Below are 19,104 nucleotides of genomic sequence, written 5' to 3'. Positions count from 1 at the left end.
TACGCAATGAAGAGCTACATCGTCGGCGCCGGGATGACGAAATTCGAGAAGCCCGAGACGCGTGACCGGCAGTACTGGGACATGGCGAAGGAGGCGGGGACGCAGGCGCTGGCCGACGCCGGGATCTCGTACGACCTCGTCGAGCAGGTGCCCGTCGGCTACTGCTTCCAGGCATCCACGGCGGGCCAGCGGGCCGCGTACGAACTCGATCTGACCGGCGTGCCCGTCTACAACGTCAACAACAACTGCGCGACGGGCTCGACGGCGCTGATGATGGCGCGGCAGTTCGTCGAGGGCGGTATCAGCGACTGCGTACTGGCGATGGGCTTCGAGAAGATGACCCGCGGGGCGCTCGGCGCGGGATCCGACGGCAGCGCCTTGGAGACCTCACCCGTCGCCCGGCACTACGGCGTCATGGCCGCCGGGCACGGCTTCGAGTCGAGTCCCCCCACCGCCCAGATCTTCGGCAACGCCGCCCGCGAGCACATGGAGCGGTACGGCACCACCGAGGCGCAGCTCGCCGCCGTCGCCGCCAAGAACCACAAGCACTCGGCGAACAACCCCGACGCCCAGTTCCGGGAGGTCTATTCGGTCGACGAGATTCTCGCGGCGAAGACGATCCACCGGCCGCTGACCAGGCTCCAGTGCTCGCCCACCTCCGACGGGTCGGCCGCCGCGGTCGTCGTCTCCGAGCGCTTCGTCGTCCAGCACGGCCTCCACGACAAGGCCGTGGAGATCGCGGCCCAGTCGATGACCACCGACACCGGCGAATCCTTCGCTTCCGGCTCCTGCATCGACGTCGTCGGCAAGCCGATGTCCCGGGCGGCCGGTCGGCAGGTCTTCGAGAGCTCCGGACTCGGCATCGAGGACGTCGACGTCGTGGAGCTGCACGACTGCTTCTCCATCAACGAGCTGCTCACCTACGAGGCGCTGGGCATGTGCCCGGACGGCGAGTCCGGAAAGCTGGTGGAGAGCGGTGCGACGACCTACGGCGGACGATGGGTGGTCAACCCGTCGGGCGGCCTGATCTCCAAAGGGCATCCGCTGGGCGCCACCGGGCTGGCCCAAGTGGCCGAGCTGGTGCGGCAGCTGAGGGGCGAGGCGGGTCCGCGGCAGGTGGACGGGGCGCGGATCGGGCTCGCGCACAACATCGGGCTTGGCGGGGCCGCGGTCGTCACACTGCTGCGGAGGTCCTAGGTCCGGCGGGCCCCCGGTCCGTACATCGATTTCCCGATGTACGGACCGCCGGGCGGCTGCGACCATGACCGTCATGGCCCAAGCCTCCTCGGACGTCCAGCAGCCCCTCATACCGGCATCCGCCGCCCGGTCCTCAGGTACCTGGGCGGTGATTCTCGCCGCGTGCGCCGGCCAGTTCCTCGTCGTCCTCGACGTGTCCGTGGTCAATGTCGCGCTCCCCTCGATGCGCGCCGACCTCGGGCTCTCCACGACCGGCCTGCAGTGGGTGCTCAACGCGTACTCCATCGCCTTCGCCGGCTTCATGCTGCTCGGCGGCCGGGCCGCGGACATCTTCGGCCGCAAGCGGATGTTCCTCGTCGGGCTCGGCCTGTTCACCGCCGCGTCCGTCGCCGGCGGGCTCGCACAGGAGGGCTGGCAGCTGCTCGCAGCCCGCGCCGTACAGGGCCTGGGCGCGGCCGTGCTCGCCCCGGCCACCCTGACCATCGTGACGGCGGCCGTGCCGCCGGGCCCCGCGCGGGCCCGGGCGATCGCCACCTGGACGGCGGTGGGCGCGGCGGGCGGCGCGGCCGGCGGGCTCGTCGGCGGCGCCCTCACCGATCTGCTGTCCTGGCGCTGGGTGTTGCTGATCAATGTGCCGTTCGGCGCTCTGGTACTGGTGGGTGCGGCGATCCGGCTCACCGAGAGCCGGGCGGGCGACGGCCGCCGGCTCGACCTGCCGGGCGCGGTGCTGGTCACCGGCGGCCTCGCGGCGGTCGCCTACGGCATCGTGCAGACCGAGGAGTCGGGCTGGACCGCGCCCGCCACACTGCTGCCGCTGATCGGCGGGCTTGCGGTGCTCGGGGTCTTCCTGGCGGTGGAGAAGCGGACCGCGGCGCCGCTGATGCCGCTGAAGGTGTTCCGGTCGCGGGCGGTCTCCGCGGCGAACGTGGCGATGCTGGTCTGCGGTTCGGCGTCCTTCGCGATGTGGTTCTTCATGACGGTGTACGCGCAGAATGTGCTGAGCTACACGCCGTTCCAGGCGGGTCTGGCGCTCATCCCGAGCTCGCTGAGCGTGATCGTCGGCTCGAAGCTGGCGCCCCGGCTGATGGCCAGGGCCGGTGCCAGGAACGTCGCCGTCATCGGCGCGCTGGTCGCCGCGACCGGTTTCGGCCTGCAGACCACCATGACCGCCGACGGCACGTACCTCACCTCGATCCTCGGCCCCGGCATTCTGATGATGGCCGGCGTCGGACTCGCCGCGACGCCCCTCGCCTCGCTCGCCACATCGGGCGCGGAGCCGGGCGACGCGGGCCTGGTCGCCGGGCTGATCAACACCTCGCGGACGATGGGCGGCGCCCTGGGCCTCGCCGTTCTGTCCACGGTCGCGGCGGCGCGAACGGCGGGCGGCACGGATCCGGAGGCGCTGACGGCCGGCTATGCGCTGGCGTTCCGTACGGGGACGGGGCTGCTGCTGGCGGCGGCTGTGCTGATGGTGCTGTGGCTGCCGCGGCGTACGGAGTCGTAGCCGGGGCTCCGCCCCCGACCCCGTACGCCCTTCGGGCGTGTCCTCAATCGCCGGACGGGCTTGAATGTTCGGGCGGCGCCCCCGGTAATCGCCGGGCTTGAATGTTCGGGCGGAGCCCCCGGTTACAGCCAGCCCTGCCGACGGGCAGCCCGTACCGCCTCCATGCGATTGCGCGTGCCCGTCTTGCCGATCGCCGACGACAGATAGTTCCGCACGGTCGACTCGGACAGATGCAGGGCCGCCGCGATGTCGGAGACCGTCGCACCGTCCACCGAGGCGTTCAGTACATCCCGTTCGCGCGCGGTGAGCGGACTCGGCCCCGCACTCAGCGCCGCCGCGGCCAGCGCCGGGTCGATCACCGTCTCCCCGGTGAGCACCCGCCGGATCGCCTCGGCCAGCTCCTCGACGGGACCGTCCTTGACCAGGAATCCGGCGGCCCCGGCCTCCATCGCCCTGCGCAGATAGCCGGGCCGGCCGAAGGTGGTGAGGATCAGCACCCGGCAGTCGGGAACCTCGTCCCGCAGATCGGCTGCCGCGTCAAGACCGCTGCGTCCCGGCAGTTCGATGTCCAGCAGTGCCACATCGGGCCGCGAGACGAGCGCGGCATCGACGATGGCGTCACCACGGCCGACTTGGGACACCACCTCGATGTCCTCCTCGAGTCCCAGCAGCAGCGCCAGCGCGCCGCGCATCATGCCCTGGTCCTCGGCGAGGAGGACGCGAACGGACTTGGCGGGCCGGTGATCCGGGGGCATCTCTTCCACGGCGTAAGGGTATGTCCGACCAGGGCTCATTCGACCTGCACAGGTTCCGCTCCCTGCTGCTCCCGCTGTTGCCGCACCTCGTCCACGGGGAGTTCCGCCCGGACCCGGAAGCCGCCCCGCTGCGACGGGCCCGCCTCCAACGAGCCGCTCGCGGCCGAGAGGCGTTCCGTCAGGCCCTTCAGACCCGTGCCGCCCGGGGTGGCGGCGACAGAGTCGACAGGGGATCCGCGGCCGTCATCGGTGATCGTGAGGCGGACCCGGTCCTGGGCGCCCTCCAGAGCGATCTCGCAGCGGGCCGCGCCGCTGTGGCGTACGGCATTGGTCACCGCCTCGCGGACCACCCAGCCCAGCAGCGCCGCCGTCTGCGGTTCGAGCGGCGGGCCCGACTGACGGACCACCGGTTCGATGCCTGCCGCCGTGAGCGCCGAGCGGGCCCGGTCCAGTTCGGTGGCGAGGCTCCCCTCGCGGTAGCCGGTCACCGCCTCGCGTATCTCGGTGAGGGCCTGGCGGCCCACCGACTCGATGTCCGTGATCTGGATGATCGCGGCGTCCATGTCGCGAGGGGCGAGGCGGCGCGCGGCCTCCGACTTGACCACGATCACCGAGAGGGTGTGGCCGAGCAGATCGTGCAGATCGCGGGAGAAGCGCAGCCGCTCCTTCTCGACGGCGGTACGGGCCAGCTCCTGCCGGGTGTCCCGGAGTTCACGCACGGTCTCGGACAGGGCGAGGATGGCGGCGGTCACCATGCCGGAGATGAACGTCCCGTACGCGACATTGACCGCACCCCACCCGTCCCGCACCCCGGCGATCACCCCGGCCAGGGCGCTCAGCCCCAGCACGGTCGGGCCGAGCCTGCGGCCCCGCACGACCGAGCCGACGGCCAGGCCGAGGAGCGGGAAGAAGAGCAGCCAGCTGCCGCCGTACCCGATGGCGAGGCCACAGGTGACCGCGGTCATCGCCACCAGCAGCCAGCGGGTGGAGGGCGCCTCCCGTGCCTCCTTGACGAAGGCGCGGAACACCACGGAGATGTAGAGGGAGTTGAAGACCAGCAGACCGATGCCGCCGATCCAGGGGTTGGGGGTCTTGCCCTGGAGGAGGTTGGAGAAGGCACCCATTCCCATCAGCAGCCACGGCAGCATCGCGAAGCCGTTGGGCGGGCCCATCTCCTCGGCCCCTCGCTGCCCGGCTTTCCTGCGAGTCCGCCATTCGGCCTTCTGTCCGCACCAGTCGGCCTTCCAGGCGTCCATCCGCGCGGTGTACCCGGCGTACCACTCGCTCTTCCCGCGCATCGTCGCTCCCGTCATGCCGTCCTCGCGGCCCGACGGTATGAGATCACCGCGTACGAGCCGAACACCAGCAGCCAGCCCAGCAGCACCATCACCGTGGTGAGGCCGGGCGCGTGGCCCAGTGTCGTCGACCAGCCCAGGTCCGCGAAGCGGTTGGCCGGGGTGTACTGCGACAGTGAGCGCAGCCAGCCGGGGAACAGGTCCACCGGGAACCACAGTCCGCCGACGACCGCGAGCCCCAGATTGCAGGCCATGTTCACCACGCCCGTCGTCTGCGCGGAGAGCCGGTAGCCGTTGCCGAGCCCCAGCAGCGTGAAGGGGAGTGCGCCGAGCCAGAGCAGCACACTGAGTGCCACCCACTGCCAGGCATCCAGCCGTACGCCGTTGAGCAGACCGCCGGCCGCGAGGACGGCGACGATCGCGGGCAGCACGGTCACCGAGCCGGTGAGCGCGCGGCCGGTGACGACCTGGCGCGGGCTCATCGGCGTGATCCGCAGCTGCCGCAGCCAGCCGAGTGCCTTGTCCTCGGCCACCCCTCCGCCGGTGGACAGGGCCGCGCCGAGCGCTCCGTACGCCGCCATGCCGACCATGGAGGCGGTCTTCCACTCGGCGGCGTTCTCGCCGAGGTTGGTGAAGAGCAGGTACATCATCACCGGCATCCCGATACCGAAGATGACGAATCCGGTGTCGCGCAGCGTGCGGCGTACTTCCAGCTTGAGGTAGGCGATGATCATCGGGCTGTCTCCAGTTCGGGCGAGGCCGAGGTGAGGGCGAGGAAGGCGTCTTCGAGCGAGACCGGGGCGACTTCGAGGCCACGGATCGCGCCCAGTTCGGCGAGTGCGACGACCGTCGCGTCCGAGTCGTCCGTACGCAGCCGGGCACGGTCGCCCCGTACCTCCATGGAGACGACGCCGGGAAGCAGGGTGAGCCCCTCGGTGCTGCGGCCCGCCAGGTCGAAGGAGACGAGATTGCCGCCGGCCGAGCGCTTGAGCTCCTCGCTCGTGCCGTCGGCGACGATCCGGCCGTGGTCGACGACGACGATCCGGTCGGCGTTGTCGTCGGCCTCCTCCAGGTAGTGGGTGGAGAAGAGCACGGTGTTGCCGCGCTCGGCGTAGCCGCGCATCGACCTCCAGAAGGCGTGCCGCGCCTCGACGTCGAGTGCCGCGGTCGGCTCGTCGAGGATGATCAGCTCCGGGTTGCCGGCCAGCGCGACGGCGAAGCGCACGCGCTGGACCTGGCCGCCGGAGAGCCGGTCGGCGCGGCGGTCCGCGAGTTCGGTGAGCCCGGCCAGCTCCAGCGCCTCGGCGACAGGCAGCGGCCGCGGGTAGGTGGCGGCCACGAAGGTGACCACTTCGCGCACGGTCACCCGGGGGATCGGGCGGCCGTCCTGGAGCATCGCGCCGACACGTCCGCCGCTCACCGCGTGCTCGGGGGTGCGGCCGAAGAGCCGGACCTGGCCGGCGTCGGGGTCGTTCAGGCCGAGCATCAGGCTGATGGCGGTGGACTTGCCCGCGCCGTTGCGGCCGAGCAGGGCGACCGTCTCGCCGCGCCGGATGCCGAGGTCGATGCCGTCGACGGCGCGCACGTCGCCGAAGACCTTGGCCGCCCCCGCGAAGCTCACCGCCGCCTCGCTGTCTGTCGTCTGCAACTGCGTCTGCGTCATGTGGATCACGCTACGGAGCGGGCACAGGGTCCCGGCAGATGCGCATGTACGCACTCGGCAGTGACAAATGTCCTGGGTGAGCGACCGCTCCTGACATGGCGTCAGCAGTCTTCACAAGTGCTGGGGCCTGCGTTATACATAGGGGGCCATCGGCCTAGAACGCGTTCTAGAACGGGCGCCGGGGCCGGTCCCGTGCGACCTCGGTGCGGCCGACGGTGCGGACGGCCGCGCCGAGGTCTTCCACTCCTCAAGGAGCAGCATCCTCATGCCCATTGATGCCGCCAAGGCCGTCGCCGCGGAACCCCGCAGCGCCGAGATCGGCTGGGACCACAAAGACGTCCTGCTCTACCACCTCGGCCTCGGAGCCGGCTCCTTCCAAGGCGCGCCAGGACCCGCCACCGACCCCGACGAACTGCGCTACACCCTCGAGTCGAAGCTGCATGTGCTGCCCAGCTTCGCCACCGTCGCCGGCGCGGGCAAGGGCGTCATCGGCGGGCTCACCGGACCCGGCCTCGACATCAGCCTGGCATCCGTACTGCACGGCGGACAGAGTGTCGAGATCCACCGGCCGATCCCGGTCGAAGGCCGGGCCGTATCGACCTCCCGGATCGCGGCGGTCTACGACAAGGGCAAGGCCGCGATCCTCGTCCTGCGCTCCGAAGCGGCCGACGACAAGGGCCCGCTGTGGACCAGCGACGCCCAGATCTTCGTACGCGGAGAAGGCGGCTTCGGCGGCGACCGCGGCCCCTCCCGGCGCATCGAACTCCCCGGCCGCGACCCGGACAGGACCGTGGAGCGCGCCATCCGCGAGGACCAGGCACTGCTCTACCGGCTCTCCGGCGACTTCAACCCGCTGCACGCCGACCCCGAGTTCGCCGAGCTCGCCGGCTTCGACCGGCCGATCCTGCACGGGCTCTGCTCGTACGGCATGACGCTCAAGGCGGTCGTCGACACGATGCTCGGCGGGGACGTCACCCGCATCCGCTCGTACTCCACACGCTTCGCCGGGGTGGTCTTCCCCGGCGAGACCCTGCGCATCAGGATGTGGCGCTGTCTCGAACCGGCCCGCGTCCAGGTCTCGGTGACGGCCGTCGAGAGGGACGACGCGCCGGTCCTCGCCGACACCATTGTCGATCACTTCTGAGCCGATCACTCCTGAAGGGAGCCGCACCGTGCGCGCAGCCGTACTGCACGAGACAGGGCAGGACAAGCTCGAAGTCCTCGACGACATCGAGGCGGTGGGCTTCGGCCCCGGAAAGGTCAAGATCCGGGTCCGGGCCACCGGACTGTGCCACTCCGACGTCTCCGCGATGAACGGCGTGCTGCCGCAGCCCGCGCCCTTCATCCCGGGGCACGAGGGCGCCGGCGAGATCATCGACGTCGGCGACGGTGTGAGCGGCCTCAAGCAGGGCGACCGGGTGCTGCTGTGCTGGCTGCCCGCGTGCGGTGTCTGTCCCGCCTGCAAACGCGGCCAGACCCAGCTCTGTCTCGCCGGCTTCATGAACGCGGGCACCCCCAACTTCAGGCGTTCCGGCGCAAGCCCTTCCGACGTCTTCGGCTTCGCGGGTACCGGCACCTTCGCCGAGGAGGTCGTCGTCGACGCGGGCTGCGCCGTACCGATCCCCGACGATGTGCCCTTCGACATCGCCGCGCTGATCGGCTGCGGAGTGACCACGGGCCTCGGCGCGGCCATCAACACCGCTGATGTCGCGGCGGGTTCCTCGGTCGCCGTCATCGGCTGCGGCGGAGTCGGTATCTCCGCGATCCAGGGCGCCAGGCTCAAGGGCGCGGCCCGGATCGTCGCCGTCGACCCGGTCGCGAGCCGACGTGAGGCAGCCCTCAAGTTCGGTGCCACGGAGGCCGTTTCGCCCGATGAGCTGGCCGACGCCAAACAGCAGCTCACCGCGGGCGAGGGCTTCGACTACGTCTTCGAGGTCGTCGGCAGGTCGGCGACGGCCCGCACCGCGTACGAGACGACCCGGCGCGGCGGCACCCTGTGCATCGTCGGCGCGGGCGCCACGGACGACTTCCTTCAGCTCAACATGTTCGAGCTGTTCTTCGACGAGAAGCGGATCCTGCCGTCCATGTACGGCGGCGGGGACGTACTCACCTCGTACGAGCGTGCCATCGCCCTGTGGCGCGCGGGCCGGATCGATCTCGAAGGGCTGATCACCCACCGGGTGCGGCTCGCGGAGATCAATGACGCGCTGGCCCAGATGCGCACGGGCGAGGCGCTGCGTACCTGCATCGAAATCTGAGGGGAACCGGATGTCTCTGCCACTGGAGGGCCTGTCCGCGATCGTCACCGGGGCGGGCCGCGGCCTCGGCCGCGCGGAAGCGCTGGAACTGGCCGGGCTCGGCGCGAGCGTCGTCGTCAACGACTTCGGCCGGCCCGGCCGTGACGGGTCCGGAGAGGCCTCGGCCGCGCCGGCCGAGGAGGTCGCCGCCGAGATCCGGGCGGCGGGCGGCTCCGCCGTGGCCCACCAGGGGGACGTCTCCGACTTCGAGCAGGCCCGCGAGCTTGTCGAGCTGGCCGTCTCCCATCACGGAAAGCTCGACATCCTGGTCAACAACGCGGGCATCCTGCGCGACCGGATGGTCTTCTCCATGAGCGAGGAGGATTGGGACTCGGTCGTACGGGTCCACCTCAAGGGTCACTTCAACACGACCCGCTTCGCGGCCGTCCACTGGCGCGAGCGCTCCAAGGCGGCGGGCGGCCCGGTCTACGGCCGGATCGTCAACACGTCGTCGGAGGCATTCCTCGCCGGCTCCGCGGGACAGCCGAACTACGCGGCGGCGAAGGGCGGCATCGTCGGCCTCACCACGTCCACGGCGCTGGCGCTGGGCAAGTACGGAGTGACGGCCAATGTGATCTGCCCGCGGGCCAGGACCCGTATGACCGAGGACGTCTTCGCGGGCTACGCGGAACCGGTGGACGGCGGGCTCGACCCGCTGGCGCCGGAACACGTCGCCCCGCTGGTGGGTTATCTGGCTTCTCCGGCGGCGGCCAAGGTCAACGGCCAGCTGCTCGTCGTGCACGGCGGCATGGTGGCGATCGTCGAACGGCCCAGGGTGGCCGCGAAGTTCGACACATCGAAGGAGGCGTTCAGCTACGACGAGCTGGACGCGCTGCTCACCCCGCACTATGCGGACCGGCCACCGGGGGAGACGTTCGCGGCGGCGGAGGTTCTGGGGCTCAGGCGGGGGTGACCGGGCCGGTCCGGCGGCCGGCTTGTCCTCAATCGCCGGACGGGCTCGGTTTCAGCCCTCCGGCGATTGAGGAGCGGGGTCCGGGGCGGAGCCGCGGGGCTCCGCGTCAGACCGCGCTGCCTACCTCCCCGGGACGGCGGTGCCGCCCGTGCGCCGGAGTCGCAGACTCCTCCGTCGTGGCCGCACCGCCCCGGTGCTTTCCGGCGCCGCCGGCTTCGGCCTGGACGGCGGCCGCACCGTGCGGACGCTCCTGGGTCGTGTCGGTTCGGGCTTCAGACATGTGGGAAGTCACCCCGTCGTGATCGCTGAATTACGTGTCGCAGGGCCCCCGCCCACACCTACGAACCCGTCACCGCCGGCGTACGGTCGGTGCGGTGAGCAGCCCGGCCCCAGAATTCAATCAGGGGCCGTACGCCCGGTGAGAGGCGCCTGCTGCAAAGGAACCGGCCTGCACACAACAGGAGTCCCCACGTCCCCGGACGGTTCCTCACCTGCGCGTTCCGCTTGTGCCGGTTCTGTGACCACCGCCCTGCCGTCAGTCACATCAGGTACGAAGAGGTCCGCCGGCCCGTCGATCCGCGCCACCCCGCACGGCACCGCCCCGGTCGCGTACGGCAGTTGCAGCACCCCCTCCCGGCTCCACAGCCCGGCACCCGCCAACCACCCGTCCGGCGCGGCCAGTTGATGCAGCCGTCGGCCCGAAGGGCGCCACAGGCCGAGCCAGCTCCCCGCCGCCCCGTCGATCCGCAGCGCCACCGCGCAGCTCTCCGGCATCAGCGCCTGCCCCGGCTGTACGGCGAACGGCGTCACCGCGCAGTCCGCGAGCCGCAGACACTCCGGGAAGCGCACCGGCCGCAGACTCCCCAGCACCCCCCAGCCCAGCCGGCCGTGGCCCGGCGCGTTCGAGCGGATCAGCAGCAGTCCGCTGTCCGGCTCCGCCAGCAGCAGCCGGTCGTCGCTCTCCTCGGTGATCTGCAGCAGCGGCGTCACCTCCCCGCCCCGCTCCAGATCGACCGCCACCGCCTTGACCGGACCCTCGTCCCACTGCCGGTCCAGGGCGAGCATCCGCCCCGTACCGTCCAGCCACACCCCGCCCGAGCAGCGCCCCGGCACCTCGGCGACATGCTCGGGTCCGTACGCGCCGCCCGCAACCAGCCAGATCGAGCTGGACTTCGCGCCCGGCGCCAGAGCGTAGGCGCACACACCGTCCGGCGACGGCGGCAGCAGCGTCAGCTGCGCCGACTCGATCCAGCCGAGCGGCAGTTCGCCCGTCCCCGGCCCCGTCGGATACAGCAGCGAGAAGGCATGCCTGCCCGCCACCCGCCGCCGGATGAGCACCCGCCCGTCGGCCAGCGGCAGCACCTCGGCGTCGCGCTCCTCCGGTTGGCCGAGCGGCAGGGGCACCGCATAGGGCTCGGGTCCGTCGAGCGTCCACCGCTCGGGGAACAGGGCATCTCCGCCCCCCGCCAGCCGGGCCGCGTAGGTCCCGTCCGTGGTCATCGTGAATCCCGGACTCCCCACGGTTCCGTCCTCCGTGGCGGTCTCGATGGCACAGGCTGTCATCGGCACGTCACCTCCGGTGACTGAAGCTAGGTATCGCACTTCCTGCCGAACAACAGGTGAGACCCCACTTCACACATAAGGGTGGCCATGCGGGGATTCACCTGAGGGGCAGGGGGCGATTGTGCTCAGCGGGGCAGTGGTGCCTGAAGCGTGGCGCCCCCGAGCCACGGATCAGGAGCACGTGATTGTCCCGCGCAGACGGCGGCAGGCACGTATCCGACACTCCGCGTACGTATTCGATCAAGCAGCGGCAGTGGTCGAACAGGCCTCCCAGGCCGACGGAGCACGGAGCGCGGGTAACCTGTTCCCGTGCCCCGTCTGTCGGAAGTCCTCGCCGCGCTCGACGCCCTCTGGCCTCCCGAGCGGGCCGAACAGTGGGACGCCGTCGGCACGGTCTGCGGGGACCCGGAAGCCCAGGTCAGCCGGGTTCTGTTCGCCGTCGATCCGGTGCGGGAGATCGCCGACGAGGCGATCGGGCTCGGCGCCCAGCTGATCGTCACGCACCACCCGCTCTATTTGCGCGGTACGACCACGGTCGCGGCCTCCACCTTCAAGGGCCGTGTCGTGCACACGCTGATCAAGCACGACATCGCCCTGCATGTCGCGCACACCAACGCGGACACCGCCGACCCCGGAGTCTCCGACGCCCTCGCGGGCGCGCTCGACCTCCGGGTCGTACGCCCTCTGGTGCCGGATGCCACGGATCCGAGCGGTCACCGCGGCCTCGGCCGGATCTGCGAGCTCGACCACCCCGAGACGCTGCGGGAGTTCGCCGCGCGCGCGGCGAAGCGACTGCCGGGCACCGCGCAGGGCGTCCGTATCGCCGGCGATCCGGACGCGGTCGTCCGTACCGTCGCGGTCAGCGGCGGCTCCGGCGACAGCCTCTTCGACCAGGTGCGGGCCGCGGGTGTGGATGCGTTCCTCACCGCCGACCTGCGCCACCACCCGGTCTCCGAAGCCACGCAGCATTCGCCCCTCGGGCTGGTCGACGCCGCCCACTGGGCCACCGAGTGGCCCTGGTGCGAGCAGGCCGCCGCCCAGCTCGACGAGATTTCCGACCGGCACGGCTGGGGCCTTCGGGTCCACGTCTCGCACACGGTCACCGACCCCTGGTCCGCCCAGATCGCCCCCGCCGCCGAACTGCCCGGGAGCGCTTCGCGCGCCCCTTCCGATTCCTCTTCTCCTGGAGCCCCCAACTGAACGCCGCGCCCGCCGACCAGATCCGACTCCTCGACGTCCAGGCCCTCGACGTACGACTGTCGCAGCTCGCCCACAAGAGCACGTCGCTGCCCGAGCACGCCGAGATCGAGTCGCTCACCAAGGACCTCACCCAACTGCGCGACCTGCTGGTCGCCGCGCAGACCGAGGAGAGCGACACCGCCCGCGAGCAGATCAAGGCGGAGCAGGACGTCGACCAGGTGCGCCAGCGCGCCGTACGCGACCAGCAGCGCCTCGACTCGGGCGCCGTCACCTCGCCCAAGGACCTGGAGAACCTGCAGCGCGAGATCGTCTCGCTCGCCAAGCGCCAGGGTGACCTCGAGGACGTCGTCCTCGAGATCATGGAGCGCCGGGAGTCCGCGCAGGAACGTGTCTCCGAGCTGACCGGGCGGGTCTCCGCCGTCCAGGCCAAGCTGGACGATGCGACCGCGCGCCGGGACGCCGCGCAGGAGCAGATCGACGGCGAGGTCGCCTCGGTCACCAAGGAGCGCGAGGTCGCGGGCGGCTCCGTACCTGCCGATCTGATGAAGCTGTACGAGAAGCTGCGCGTCCAGCAGGGCGGGGTGGGCGCGGCCCGCCTCTACCAGCGACGGTGCGAGGGCTGCCAGTTGGAGCTCAACATCACCGAGGTGAACGAGGTCAAGGCGGCGTCGCCGGACACGGTGCTGCGCTGTGAGAACTGCCGTCGCATTCTGGTCCGCACCGCAGAGTCGGGTCTGTAATGCGGGAGTTCGTCGTCGAGGCGGACGGCGGCTCCCGGGGGAATCCGGGCCCGGCGGGCTACGGCGCGGTCGTGCTCGACCCGAAGACGGGCGAGCCCCTGTCCGAGGTGGCCGAGTACATCGGTGTGGCGACGAACAACGTCGCCGAGTACAAGGGCCTGATCGCGGGACTGAAGGCCGCGAAGGCCCTCGACCCCGAGGCCGGGGTCCGTGTCCGGATGGACTCCAAGCTGGTCGTCGAGCAGATGTCGGGCCGCTGGAAGATCAAGCACCCGGACATGAAGCCGCTCGCGGCGGAGGCCGCGCGGATCCTGCCGCCCGCCCGGGTGACGTACGAGTGGATCCCGCGCGAGAAGAACAAGCACGCGGACCGGCTGGCCAACGAGGCGATGGACGCGGGCAGGAAGGGCAAGCAGTGGGAGCCGTCGCGCTCCACGGCGGCCCTGGACGCGCATGACGCGCGGGACGCGGCGGCGGCGCGCGTGGTGGGCGACGCGACCGCCGGCGCGGCGAGGGCGAGGGCGGCGCTGGCGGGCGGCCCTTCGACCGGTTCCGGCCGTACGGACTCTTCCGGCGCGGCCGGGTCCGCGGGCGCGGGCCGTACGGAGTCCTCCGGCGTCGCCACAGCCACCGGGAGCCTCGAGACCGAGGCGGCGACCCCGACGGTCGGCTGGGGCCCCGCCGACCTCGGCACCCCGGCCACCTTCGTCCTCCTTCGTCACGGCGAGACGCCCCTCACCCCCGAGAAGCGCTTCTCGGGCAGCGGCGGCAGCGACCCCTCACTGTCTGCGGTGGGCCGGCGCCAGGCCGACGCGGTCGCGACCGCTCTCGCGGCCCGCGGCACGATCGAGGAGATCGTCAGCTCCCCGCTGAAGCGCTGCCGCGAGACCGCGGAGGCGGTCGCGGCCCGCCTGAACCTCGATGTCCGTATCGAGGAGGGTCTGCGCGAGGCGGACTTCGGCGCGTGGGAGGGTCTGACGTTCGCGGAAGCGCAGGAGCGGTACCCCGACGATCTGAAGGCCTGGCTGGCCTCGCCGAGGGCGACACCCTCGGGCGGCGGCGAGAGCTTCGCGACGGTGGCCCGCCGCGTCGCGGCAACCCGCGACAAGCTGCTCGCGCGCTATGCCGGCCGCACGGTGCTGCTGGTCACGCACGTCACGCCGGTCAAAACCCTGGTGCGGCTGGCCCTGGGCGCTCCGCCGGAGTCCTTGTTCCGGATGGAACTCTCGGCGGCGTCGCTCTCGGTGGTGGCGTACTACTCGGACGGCAACGCGTCGCTGCGACTGCTCAACGACACGTCTCACTTGCGCTGACGCGGCGACCCGGTAGACGCGATGACCTGGTATCTGACCGAGGACGTCGAGGAGTTCCGCCGCGTCGCCGGCGACTGCCTGGCGCGGGACTCCGTCCTCAGCACCGCGCTGCTCACCGTGAGCGAGACGGTGCGTCGGCACGGACCGCACGCGTACGGGGACACGGAACCCGCTTGGTTCGGGTGGTGGCGGGAGAGCGACGACGCGCCTGTGGACGGCGCGTTCCTGCAGACGCCGCCGCGGCCACCGCTGCTCGGCCCGATGCCGGAAGCCCTCGCCCGTGCGCTGGCGCGGGAGTTGCGCGCGGCAGGGGTGACGCTCGGGGGAGTGAGGGGCGGGGACGGCAGCACACAGGCCTTCGCCGACGAGTGGACGGGCGGAGGAGGCTGGAACGTCGGCCGGCGGCTCCGGCTCTTCCGGCTCGGTGAGCTGACGCCACAGCGGCCCGCTCCACCCGGCCGCGCCCGGCAGGCCACCGCCGACGACATCCCGGTGGCCGCCGCCTGGATGAAGGGGTTCGCCGTCGACGTAGGTGAGACGTCCGACGCGGACTACACACAGAACATCGCGCGCCGCGTCGCCGACGGACGCCTGTACCTGTGGGAGGGGGACGACGGACGGCCGGTCTCCATGGCAGGGTGTTCGCCGCTCGTCGCGGGACAGTCCCGGGTCTCGCCCGTCTACACCCCGGCCGGGCTCCGCGGACGCGGATACGCCGGCGCGGTCACCGCCGCCGTCAGCCGCGCCGCGCTCGAGGCGGGCGCCGAACAGGTCCTGCTCTTCACTGACCAGGCCAACCCCACCAGCAACGCCCTCTATCAGCGCCTCGGTTACCGACCGGTGGCCGACTTCGTCGATGTGGACTTCGGCTGAACCCGGCCGCGCAGCGCGGCCGCTCCGGCCGCCAGTCTCTCGACCCGTGCCCAGTCCTTGGCGCCGATCGCGTCGGCGGGCAGCATCCAGGTACCGCCCACACACCCCACGTTCCGCAGCGCAAGATACGACGGTGCCGAACCGAGCGAAATCCCGCCCGTCGGGCAGAAGCGCGCCTGCGGAAGCGGCCCGGCAAGGGACTTGAGATACGGTGCGCCGCCGGCCGCCTCCGCCGGGAAGAACTTCATCTCGCTCACCCCACGCTCCAGCAGCGCCACGACCTCCGAGGTCGTCGAGACACCGGGCAGGAACGGCACGCCCGACGCCTCCATCGCGTCCAGCAGCCGCTCCGTCCACCCGGGGCTGACCAGGAACCGCGCTCCGGCCGCGACCGTAGCGTTCACGCCGTCCGCCGAGATCACCGTGCCCGCGCCGACCACCGCGTCCGGCACCTCGTCCGCGATCGCGCGGATCGCGTCGAGCGCGGCCGGCGTCCGCAGCGTCACCTCGATCGCCGGCAGACCGCCCGCGACCAGGGCCCGCGCGAGTGGTACGGCATCGGCGATGTCGTCGAGGACGACGACGGGAACGACAGGCGCGAGGTCCAGCACAGAGGGCATGGCCCCATCCTGCCGGTCGCACTGCGAGCCACGCAACGAGCGTTGCATACAGTGCAACGCATCAGTGAATCTGGGAGACCACCACGTCCAGGGCCCACGCCCGCCCCGCCCGGGCCGGCTCCTGCGCCTCCACCACGTACCCGAGATCCCGCAGCGTCTCCACCAGCTCGCCGGGCCCCTTCGGTTTCGCGCCCGCCGTGAGCAGGTCCCGTACCAGCCGGCCCTTCGTGGCCTTGTTGAAGTGGCTGACCACCGACCGCTTCTCGACCCCGTCCACCAGCTGCGAGTGCAGCACCCGCACCGTCGCCGTACGCCCCGCCACCTCGCCCTGCGGCTTCCACGCCGCCGCATACGCCGAGGACCGCAGATCCAGCACCAGGCCGTTGCCCGACGCCTCGGGCAGCACGGAGGCCATCTGCCCCCGCCAGTACGCCCCCAGTGTGCCGAGCCCCGGCAGCTTCACGCCCATCGAGCAGCGGTACGACGGAATCCGGTCGCCCATCCGCACCGCGCCCCACAGCCCCGAGAACACCAGCAGCGACTGCCGGGCCCGCCGCCGCGCGTCGGGCTCCAGCGTCGCCGGACCGAGCGCGTCGTACAGCACGCCCGTGTAGATCTCCCCGGCCGGCCGGGTCCCCGCGGTCCGCAGCTCCACGTTCTTCGCGATCTCGCCGCGCAGGCCCTCGCTCAGCCCGAGCACCTCCCGCGCCTTCTCCTCGTCGGCGGCGCACAGTTCGACCAGTTCGTCCAGCACCGCGGCGCGCGCCCCGGCAAGACCCGGCAGCGACAGCGACTCCGGCTTCAGCGGAGCCCCGCGCCCGGAAGCGGCCTTACCCTCCGACGGCGGCAACAGCACGAGCACGGCAAGTCTCCTTCGTACGTACGGGGGCGGGGGTGCGGGCCCCGCGCCAGCCTACGGTCATCCGGGGTGCCGTCCGTCCCCGCCCGCCATACGCTCGGTCCATGCCCCGCCGCCATATGCACATGACCGGCGCAGCCGAAGCTCCGCTGCGGGCCGCACTGCGTGAGCTGCGTACGACGCTCGACGTGCCCGAGGGCTTCCCGGCCGAGGTCCTTGCCGAGGCGGAGTCCGCCGCCAGGGCACCGCGCCTGCCGGACCACGACGCCACCGACATCCCGTTCTTCACCATCGACCCGCCGGCCTCCGCCGACCTCGACCAGGCAATGCATCTCGCCCGCCGCGACGGCGGCTTCCGGGTGCACTACGCGGTCGCCGACGTCGCCGCCTTCGTCACCCCCGGCGGCGCGATCGACGCCGAGGCCCACCGCCGGGTGCAGACCCTCTACTTCCCGGACGAGAAGGTCCCGTTGCACCCGGCCCCGCTCTCCGAGGGCGCGGCCAGTCTGCTGCCCGGCCAGACCGTGCCGGCGCTGCTCTGGCGGATCGACCTCGACACCGAGGGCCGTACCGTCACGACCGAGGTGCGCCGCGCGCTCGTACGCAGCCGGGCCAGGCTCGACTACGAAGGTGTGCAGCGGCAGATCGACGCCGGCACCGCCGAGGAGCCGACGGCGCTGCTCAAGGACATCGGGCTGCTGCGCGAGGCGCTGGAGCGTGAGCGCGGCGGCATCTCGCTGAACGTCCCGGAGCAGGAGGTCGTCGAGCAGGACGGCGCGTACTTCCTCGAGTACCGCGCCCCGCTCCCGGCCGACGCCTGGAACGGCCAGATCTCCCTGCTCACCGGCATGGCCGCGGCCGATCTCATGACCGCGTCGGGCACCGGCATCCTGCGCACCCTGCCCAATGCCCCGGTCGGCGCGGTGGCTAGGCTGCGCCGCTGCGCGAAGGCCCTGGGCATCGACTGGCCGCACCATGTCTCGTACGCCGAAGTCGTCCGCTCCCTCGACCCGCACAACGGCCGCCATGCCGCCTTCCTCCAGGAGTGCACGACGCTGCTGCGCGGCGCGGGCTACGCCGCTTTCTCGGGAGGCGAACTGCCCTCGCCCGCGGTCCACGCCGCCGTGGCCGACGAGTACACGCACTGCACCGCGCCGCTGCGGCGGCTCGTCGACCGGTACGCGGGCGAGCTGTGCGTGGCTGCGGTGGCCGGGAAACCGCCGCCGGAGTGGGTGACGGCCGCGCTGGACAAGCTGCCGCAGGAGATGGCGGAGGGCTCCCGACGCGCCAACACGGTGGAGCGGGAGTGTGTAGACATCGTCGAGGCGGTGCTGCTGAGAGAGCGGGTCGGCGAGATCTTCGACGCCTTCGTGGTGGAGGTGAAGGAGTGCGACCCGGCCGTCGGGACGGTCCAGCTGGAGGACCCGGCGGTGGTGGCCAGGATCGATGGCGGCGGCGAGGGGCTTCCGCTGGGGGAGCGAGTACGGGCTCGCCTCACGCAGGCCGACCCGGGGGCGGCGAAGGTCCTGTTCGCGCTCGCGTGAGCGCGAACAGCCGTGGTCAACAACGTTGGCTGCGCCCGGGGACCCGCCCTCGGTCACGGCCGGCCCGCGGCCCTACTCAGCCTCGGCTTCCGCACCGCATCCGGCCGGACGGGCCGGACGACGCCGGTCCGGGCACCGGTCGTCGCGGGCCTGTGCGGCTGGTCGGCCCGTATCTCGTACGATCGCGCCTTCGGCTACGGAATCCGTTGAAAGGAAGGCTTCCAGCGTGCCTGACCCCACCCGTGCGCAGCAGATCGTCACCGCGGCCCGCGAACTGCTCGAGCAGGAAGGCCCGGAAGCGCTCACCATGCGCCGCCTCGCCGAGCGGGTCGGCATCAAGGCACCGTCCCTCTACAAGCACTTCCCGGACAAGTCCTCGGTCGAGACGGCCCTGATCGCCGAATTCCTCCGCGAGACCGCCGAGGTCCTCGAGGCCGCCGAGGCCGCGGCCGCCGGCTCCTTCCAGGCTCTGGCCACCGCCTACCGCGCCTACGCCCTGGCCCATCCGCACCTCTACCGTCTCGCCACCGACCGCCCGATAGCCCGCGAGGCCCTGCCCGCGGGCGTGGAGGACCGTGCCGTTGCCCCTCTCCTCCGCGCGGTCGGCGGCGACGCGGACGCCGCCCGGGCGGCCTGGGCCTTCGCCCACGGCATGACCATCCTCGAACTGAACGGCCGCTTCCCGCCGGGCGCTGACCTCGCGGCGGCCTGGGCCACCGGCTCGGCGGGCTTCGTCCGCACACGCGCCAGGTAGCATGGGTGCCACGG

The 19,104-nt window shown here is 71.9% G+C and carries 19 protein-coding genes; 11 read left to right on the top strand and 8 right to left on the bottom strand.

Annotation, left to right across the window (positions count from 1 at the left end):
• Window positions 1–6: 6 nt before the first annotated feature.
• The gene (locus OG966_RS12440) at window positions 7–1,197 is read left to right on the top strand and encodes a lipid-transfer protein (protein ID WP_326649632.1); all 1,191 of its coding nucleotides are present in this window, start codon (window positions 7–9) and stop codon (window positions 1,195–1,197) included.
• A 64-nt stretch (window positions 1,198–1,261) separates the two neighbouring features.
• Complete coding sequence (locus OG966_RS12435; RefSeq protein ID WP_326649631.1) at window positions 1,262–2,701, top strand: MFS transporter; 1,440 nt, start codon at window positions 1,262–1,264, stop codon at window positions 2,699–2,701.
• A gap of 122 nt (window positions 2,702–2,823) precedes the next feature.
• Here the strand turns inward: OG966_RS12435 and OG966_RS12430 are convergent, their stop codons facing one another.
• Genes OG966_RS12430 through OG966_RS12415 form a run of 4 tightly spaced genes read right to left on the bottom strand, consistent with a single transcriptional unit; the run spans window position 2,824 to window position 6,414 of the window.
• A complete protein-coding gene (locus OG966_RS12430) occupies window positions 2,824–3,456 on the bottom strand; it encodes a response regulator transcription factor (protein WP_326655171.1) in 633 nt (210 codons plus the stop codon).
• 35 nt (window positions 3,457–3,491) lie between these two features.
• Window positions 3,492–4,754: a sensor histidine kinase gene (locus OG966_RS12425; protein WP_406733891.1), complete on the bottom strand. Its 1,263-nt coding sequence runs from the start codon at window positions 4,752–4,754 to the stop codon at window positions 3,492–3,494.
• Between the two features lie 11 nt (window positions 4,755–4,765).
• A complete protein-coding gene (locus tag OG966_RS12420) occupies window positions 4,766–5,485 on the bottom strand; it encodes an ABC transporter permease (RefSeq protein ID WP_406732245.1) in 720 nt (239 codons plus the stop codon).
• Window positions 5,482–6,414, bottom strand: a complete 933-nt coding sequence (locus OG966_RS12415) for an ABC transporter ATP-binding protein (RefSeq protein ID WP_326649629.1) — start codon at window positions 6,412–6,414, stop codon at window positions 5,482–5,484. The genes OG966_RS12420 and OG966_RS12415 overlap by 4 nt, the downstream gene beginning before the upstream one ends.
• A gap of 265 nt (window positions 6,415–6,679) precedes the next feature.
• Here OG966_RS12415 and OG966_RS12410 point away from each other — a divergent pair, with 265 nt between their 5' ends.
• The 3 genes from OG966_RS12410 to OG966_RS12400 are packed head-to-tail and all read left to right on the top strand — an operon-like array spanning window position 6,680 to window position 9,624.
• On the top strand, window positions 6,680–7,558 hold the full coding sequence (locus tag OG966_RS12410; RefSeq protein WP_326649628.1) for a MaoC/PaaZ C-terminal domain-containing protein: 879 nt from the start codon (window positions 6,680–6,682) through the stop codon (window positions 7,556–7,558).
• Between the two features lie 28 nt (window positions 7,559–7,586).
• Window positions 7,587–8,672, top strand: coding sequence for a Zn-dependent alcohol dehydrogenase (locus OG966_RS12405; protein WP_326649627.1), 1,086 nt, complete (start codon window positions 7,587–7,589; stop codon window positions 8,670–8,672).
• Window positions 8,673–8,682: 10 nt separating this feature from the next.
• Window positions 8,683–9,624, top strand: coding sequence for a 3-oxoacyl-ACP reductase (locus OG966_RS12400; protein ID WP_326649626.1), 942 nt, complete (start codon window positions 8,683–8,685; stop codon window positions 9,622–9,624).
• A 106-nt stretch (window positions 9,625–9,730) separates the two neighbouring features.
• Here the strand turns inward: OG966_RS12400 and OG966_RS12395 are convergent, their stop codons facing one another.
• The gene (locus OG966_RS12395) at window positions 9,731–9,904 is read right to left on the bottom strand and encodes a hypothetical protein (protein WP_326649624.1); all 174 of its coding nucleotides are present in this window, start codon (window positions 9,902–9,904) and stop codon (window positions 9,731–9,733) included.
• A gap of 116 nt (window positions 9,905–10,020) precedes the next feature.
• Complete coding sequence (locus OG966_RS12390) at window positions 10,021–11,187, bottom strand: hypothetical protein (protein WP_326649623.1); 1,167 nt, start codon at window positions 11,185–11,187, stop codon at window positions 10,021–10,023.
• Between the two features lie 309 nt (window positions 11,188–11,496).
• On the opposite strand from OG966_RS12390, the gene OG966_RS12385 reads away from it, so the two are divergent.
• Genes OG966_RS12385 through OG966_RS12370 form a run of 4 tightly spaced genes read left to right on the top strand, consistent with a single transcriptional unit; the run spans window position 11,497 to window position 15,313 of the window.
• The gene (locus OG966_RS12385) at window positions 11,497–12,387 is read left to right on the top strand and encodes a Nif3-like dinuclear metal center hexameric protein (protein ID WP_326649622.1); all 891 of its coding nucleotides are present in this window, start codon (window positions 11,497–11,499) and stop codon (window positions 12,385–12,387) included.
• Complete coding sequence (locus OG966_RS12380; RefSeq protein ID WP_326655169.1) at window positions 12,384–13,127, top strand: zinc ribbon domain-containing protein; 744 nt, start codon at window positions 12,384–12,386, stop codon at window positions 13,125–13,127. The genes OG966_RS12385 and OG966_RS12380 overlap by 4 nt, the downstream gene beginning before the upstream one ends.
• The gene (locus tag OG966_RS12375; protein ID WP_326649621.1) at window positions 13,127–14,440 is read left to right on the top strand and encodes a bifunctional RNase H/acid phosphatase; all 1,314 of its coding nucleotides are present in this window, start codon (window positions 13,127–13,129) and stop codon (window positions 14,438–14,440) included. Before OG966_RS12380 ends, OG966_RS12375 begins: the two co-directional genes overlap by 1 nt.
• A gap of 21 nt (window positions 14,441–14,461) precedes the next feature.
• A complete protein-coding gene (locus OG966_RS12370) occupies window positions 14,462–15,313 on the top strand; it encodes a GNAT family N-acetyltransferase (RefSeq protein WP_326649620.1) in 852 nt (283 codons plus the stop codon).
• Here OG966_RS12370 and eda read toward each other — a convergent pair.
• Both eda and yaaA read right to left on the bottom strand, forming a co-directional pair.
• On the bottom strand, window positions 15,271–15,933 hold the full coding sequence (eda, locus tag OG966_RS12365) for a bifunctional 4-hydroxy-2-oxoglutarate aldolase/2-dehydro-3-deoxy-phosphogluconate aldolase (RefSeq protein WP_326649619.1): 663 nt from the start codon (window positions 15,931–15,933) through the stop codon (window positions 15,271–15,273). The genes OG966_RS12370 and eda overlap by 43 nt on opposite strands.
• A gap of 61 nt (window positions 15,934–15,994) precedes the next feature.
• Window positions 15,995–16,795 carry a peroxide stress protein YaaA gene (yaaA, locus tag OG966_RS12360; RefSeq protein ID WP_326649618.1) on the bottom strand — a complete coding sequence of 267 codons (801 nt, stop codon included), beginning with the start codon at window positions 16,793–16,795 and terminating at the stop codon, window positions 15,995–15,997.
• 101 nt (window positions 16,796–16,896) lie between these two features.
• Between yaaA and OG966_RS12355 the strand changes: the two genes are divergently transcribed.
• Window positions 16,897–18,336: an RNB domain-containing ribonuclease gene (locus tag OG966_RS12355; RefSeq protein WP_326649617.1), complete on the top strand. Its 1,440-nt coding sequence runs from the start codon at window positions 16,897–16,899 to the stop codon at window positions 18,334–18,336.
• A 226-nt stretch (window positions 18,337–18,562) separates the two neighbouring features.
• A complete protein-coding gene (locus tag OG966_RS12350; RefSeq protein WP_326649616.1) occupies window positions 18,563–19,090 on the top strand; it encodes a TetR/AcrR family transcriptional regulator in 528 nt (175 codons plus the stop codon).
• Window positions 19,091–19,104 lie beyond the last annotated feature (14 nt).

The sequence above is a fragment of the Streptomyces sp. NBC_01750 genome, from assembly GCF_035918095.1.
In the GTDB taxonomy this organism is placed as follows: Bacteria; Actinomycetota; Actinomycetes; order Streptomycetales; family Streptomycetaceae; genus Streptomyces.
Note: the sequence above shows the minus strand (reverse complement) of the source record. Positions and strands in the feature narration are given on the sequence as shown.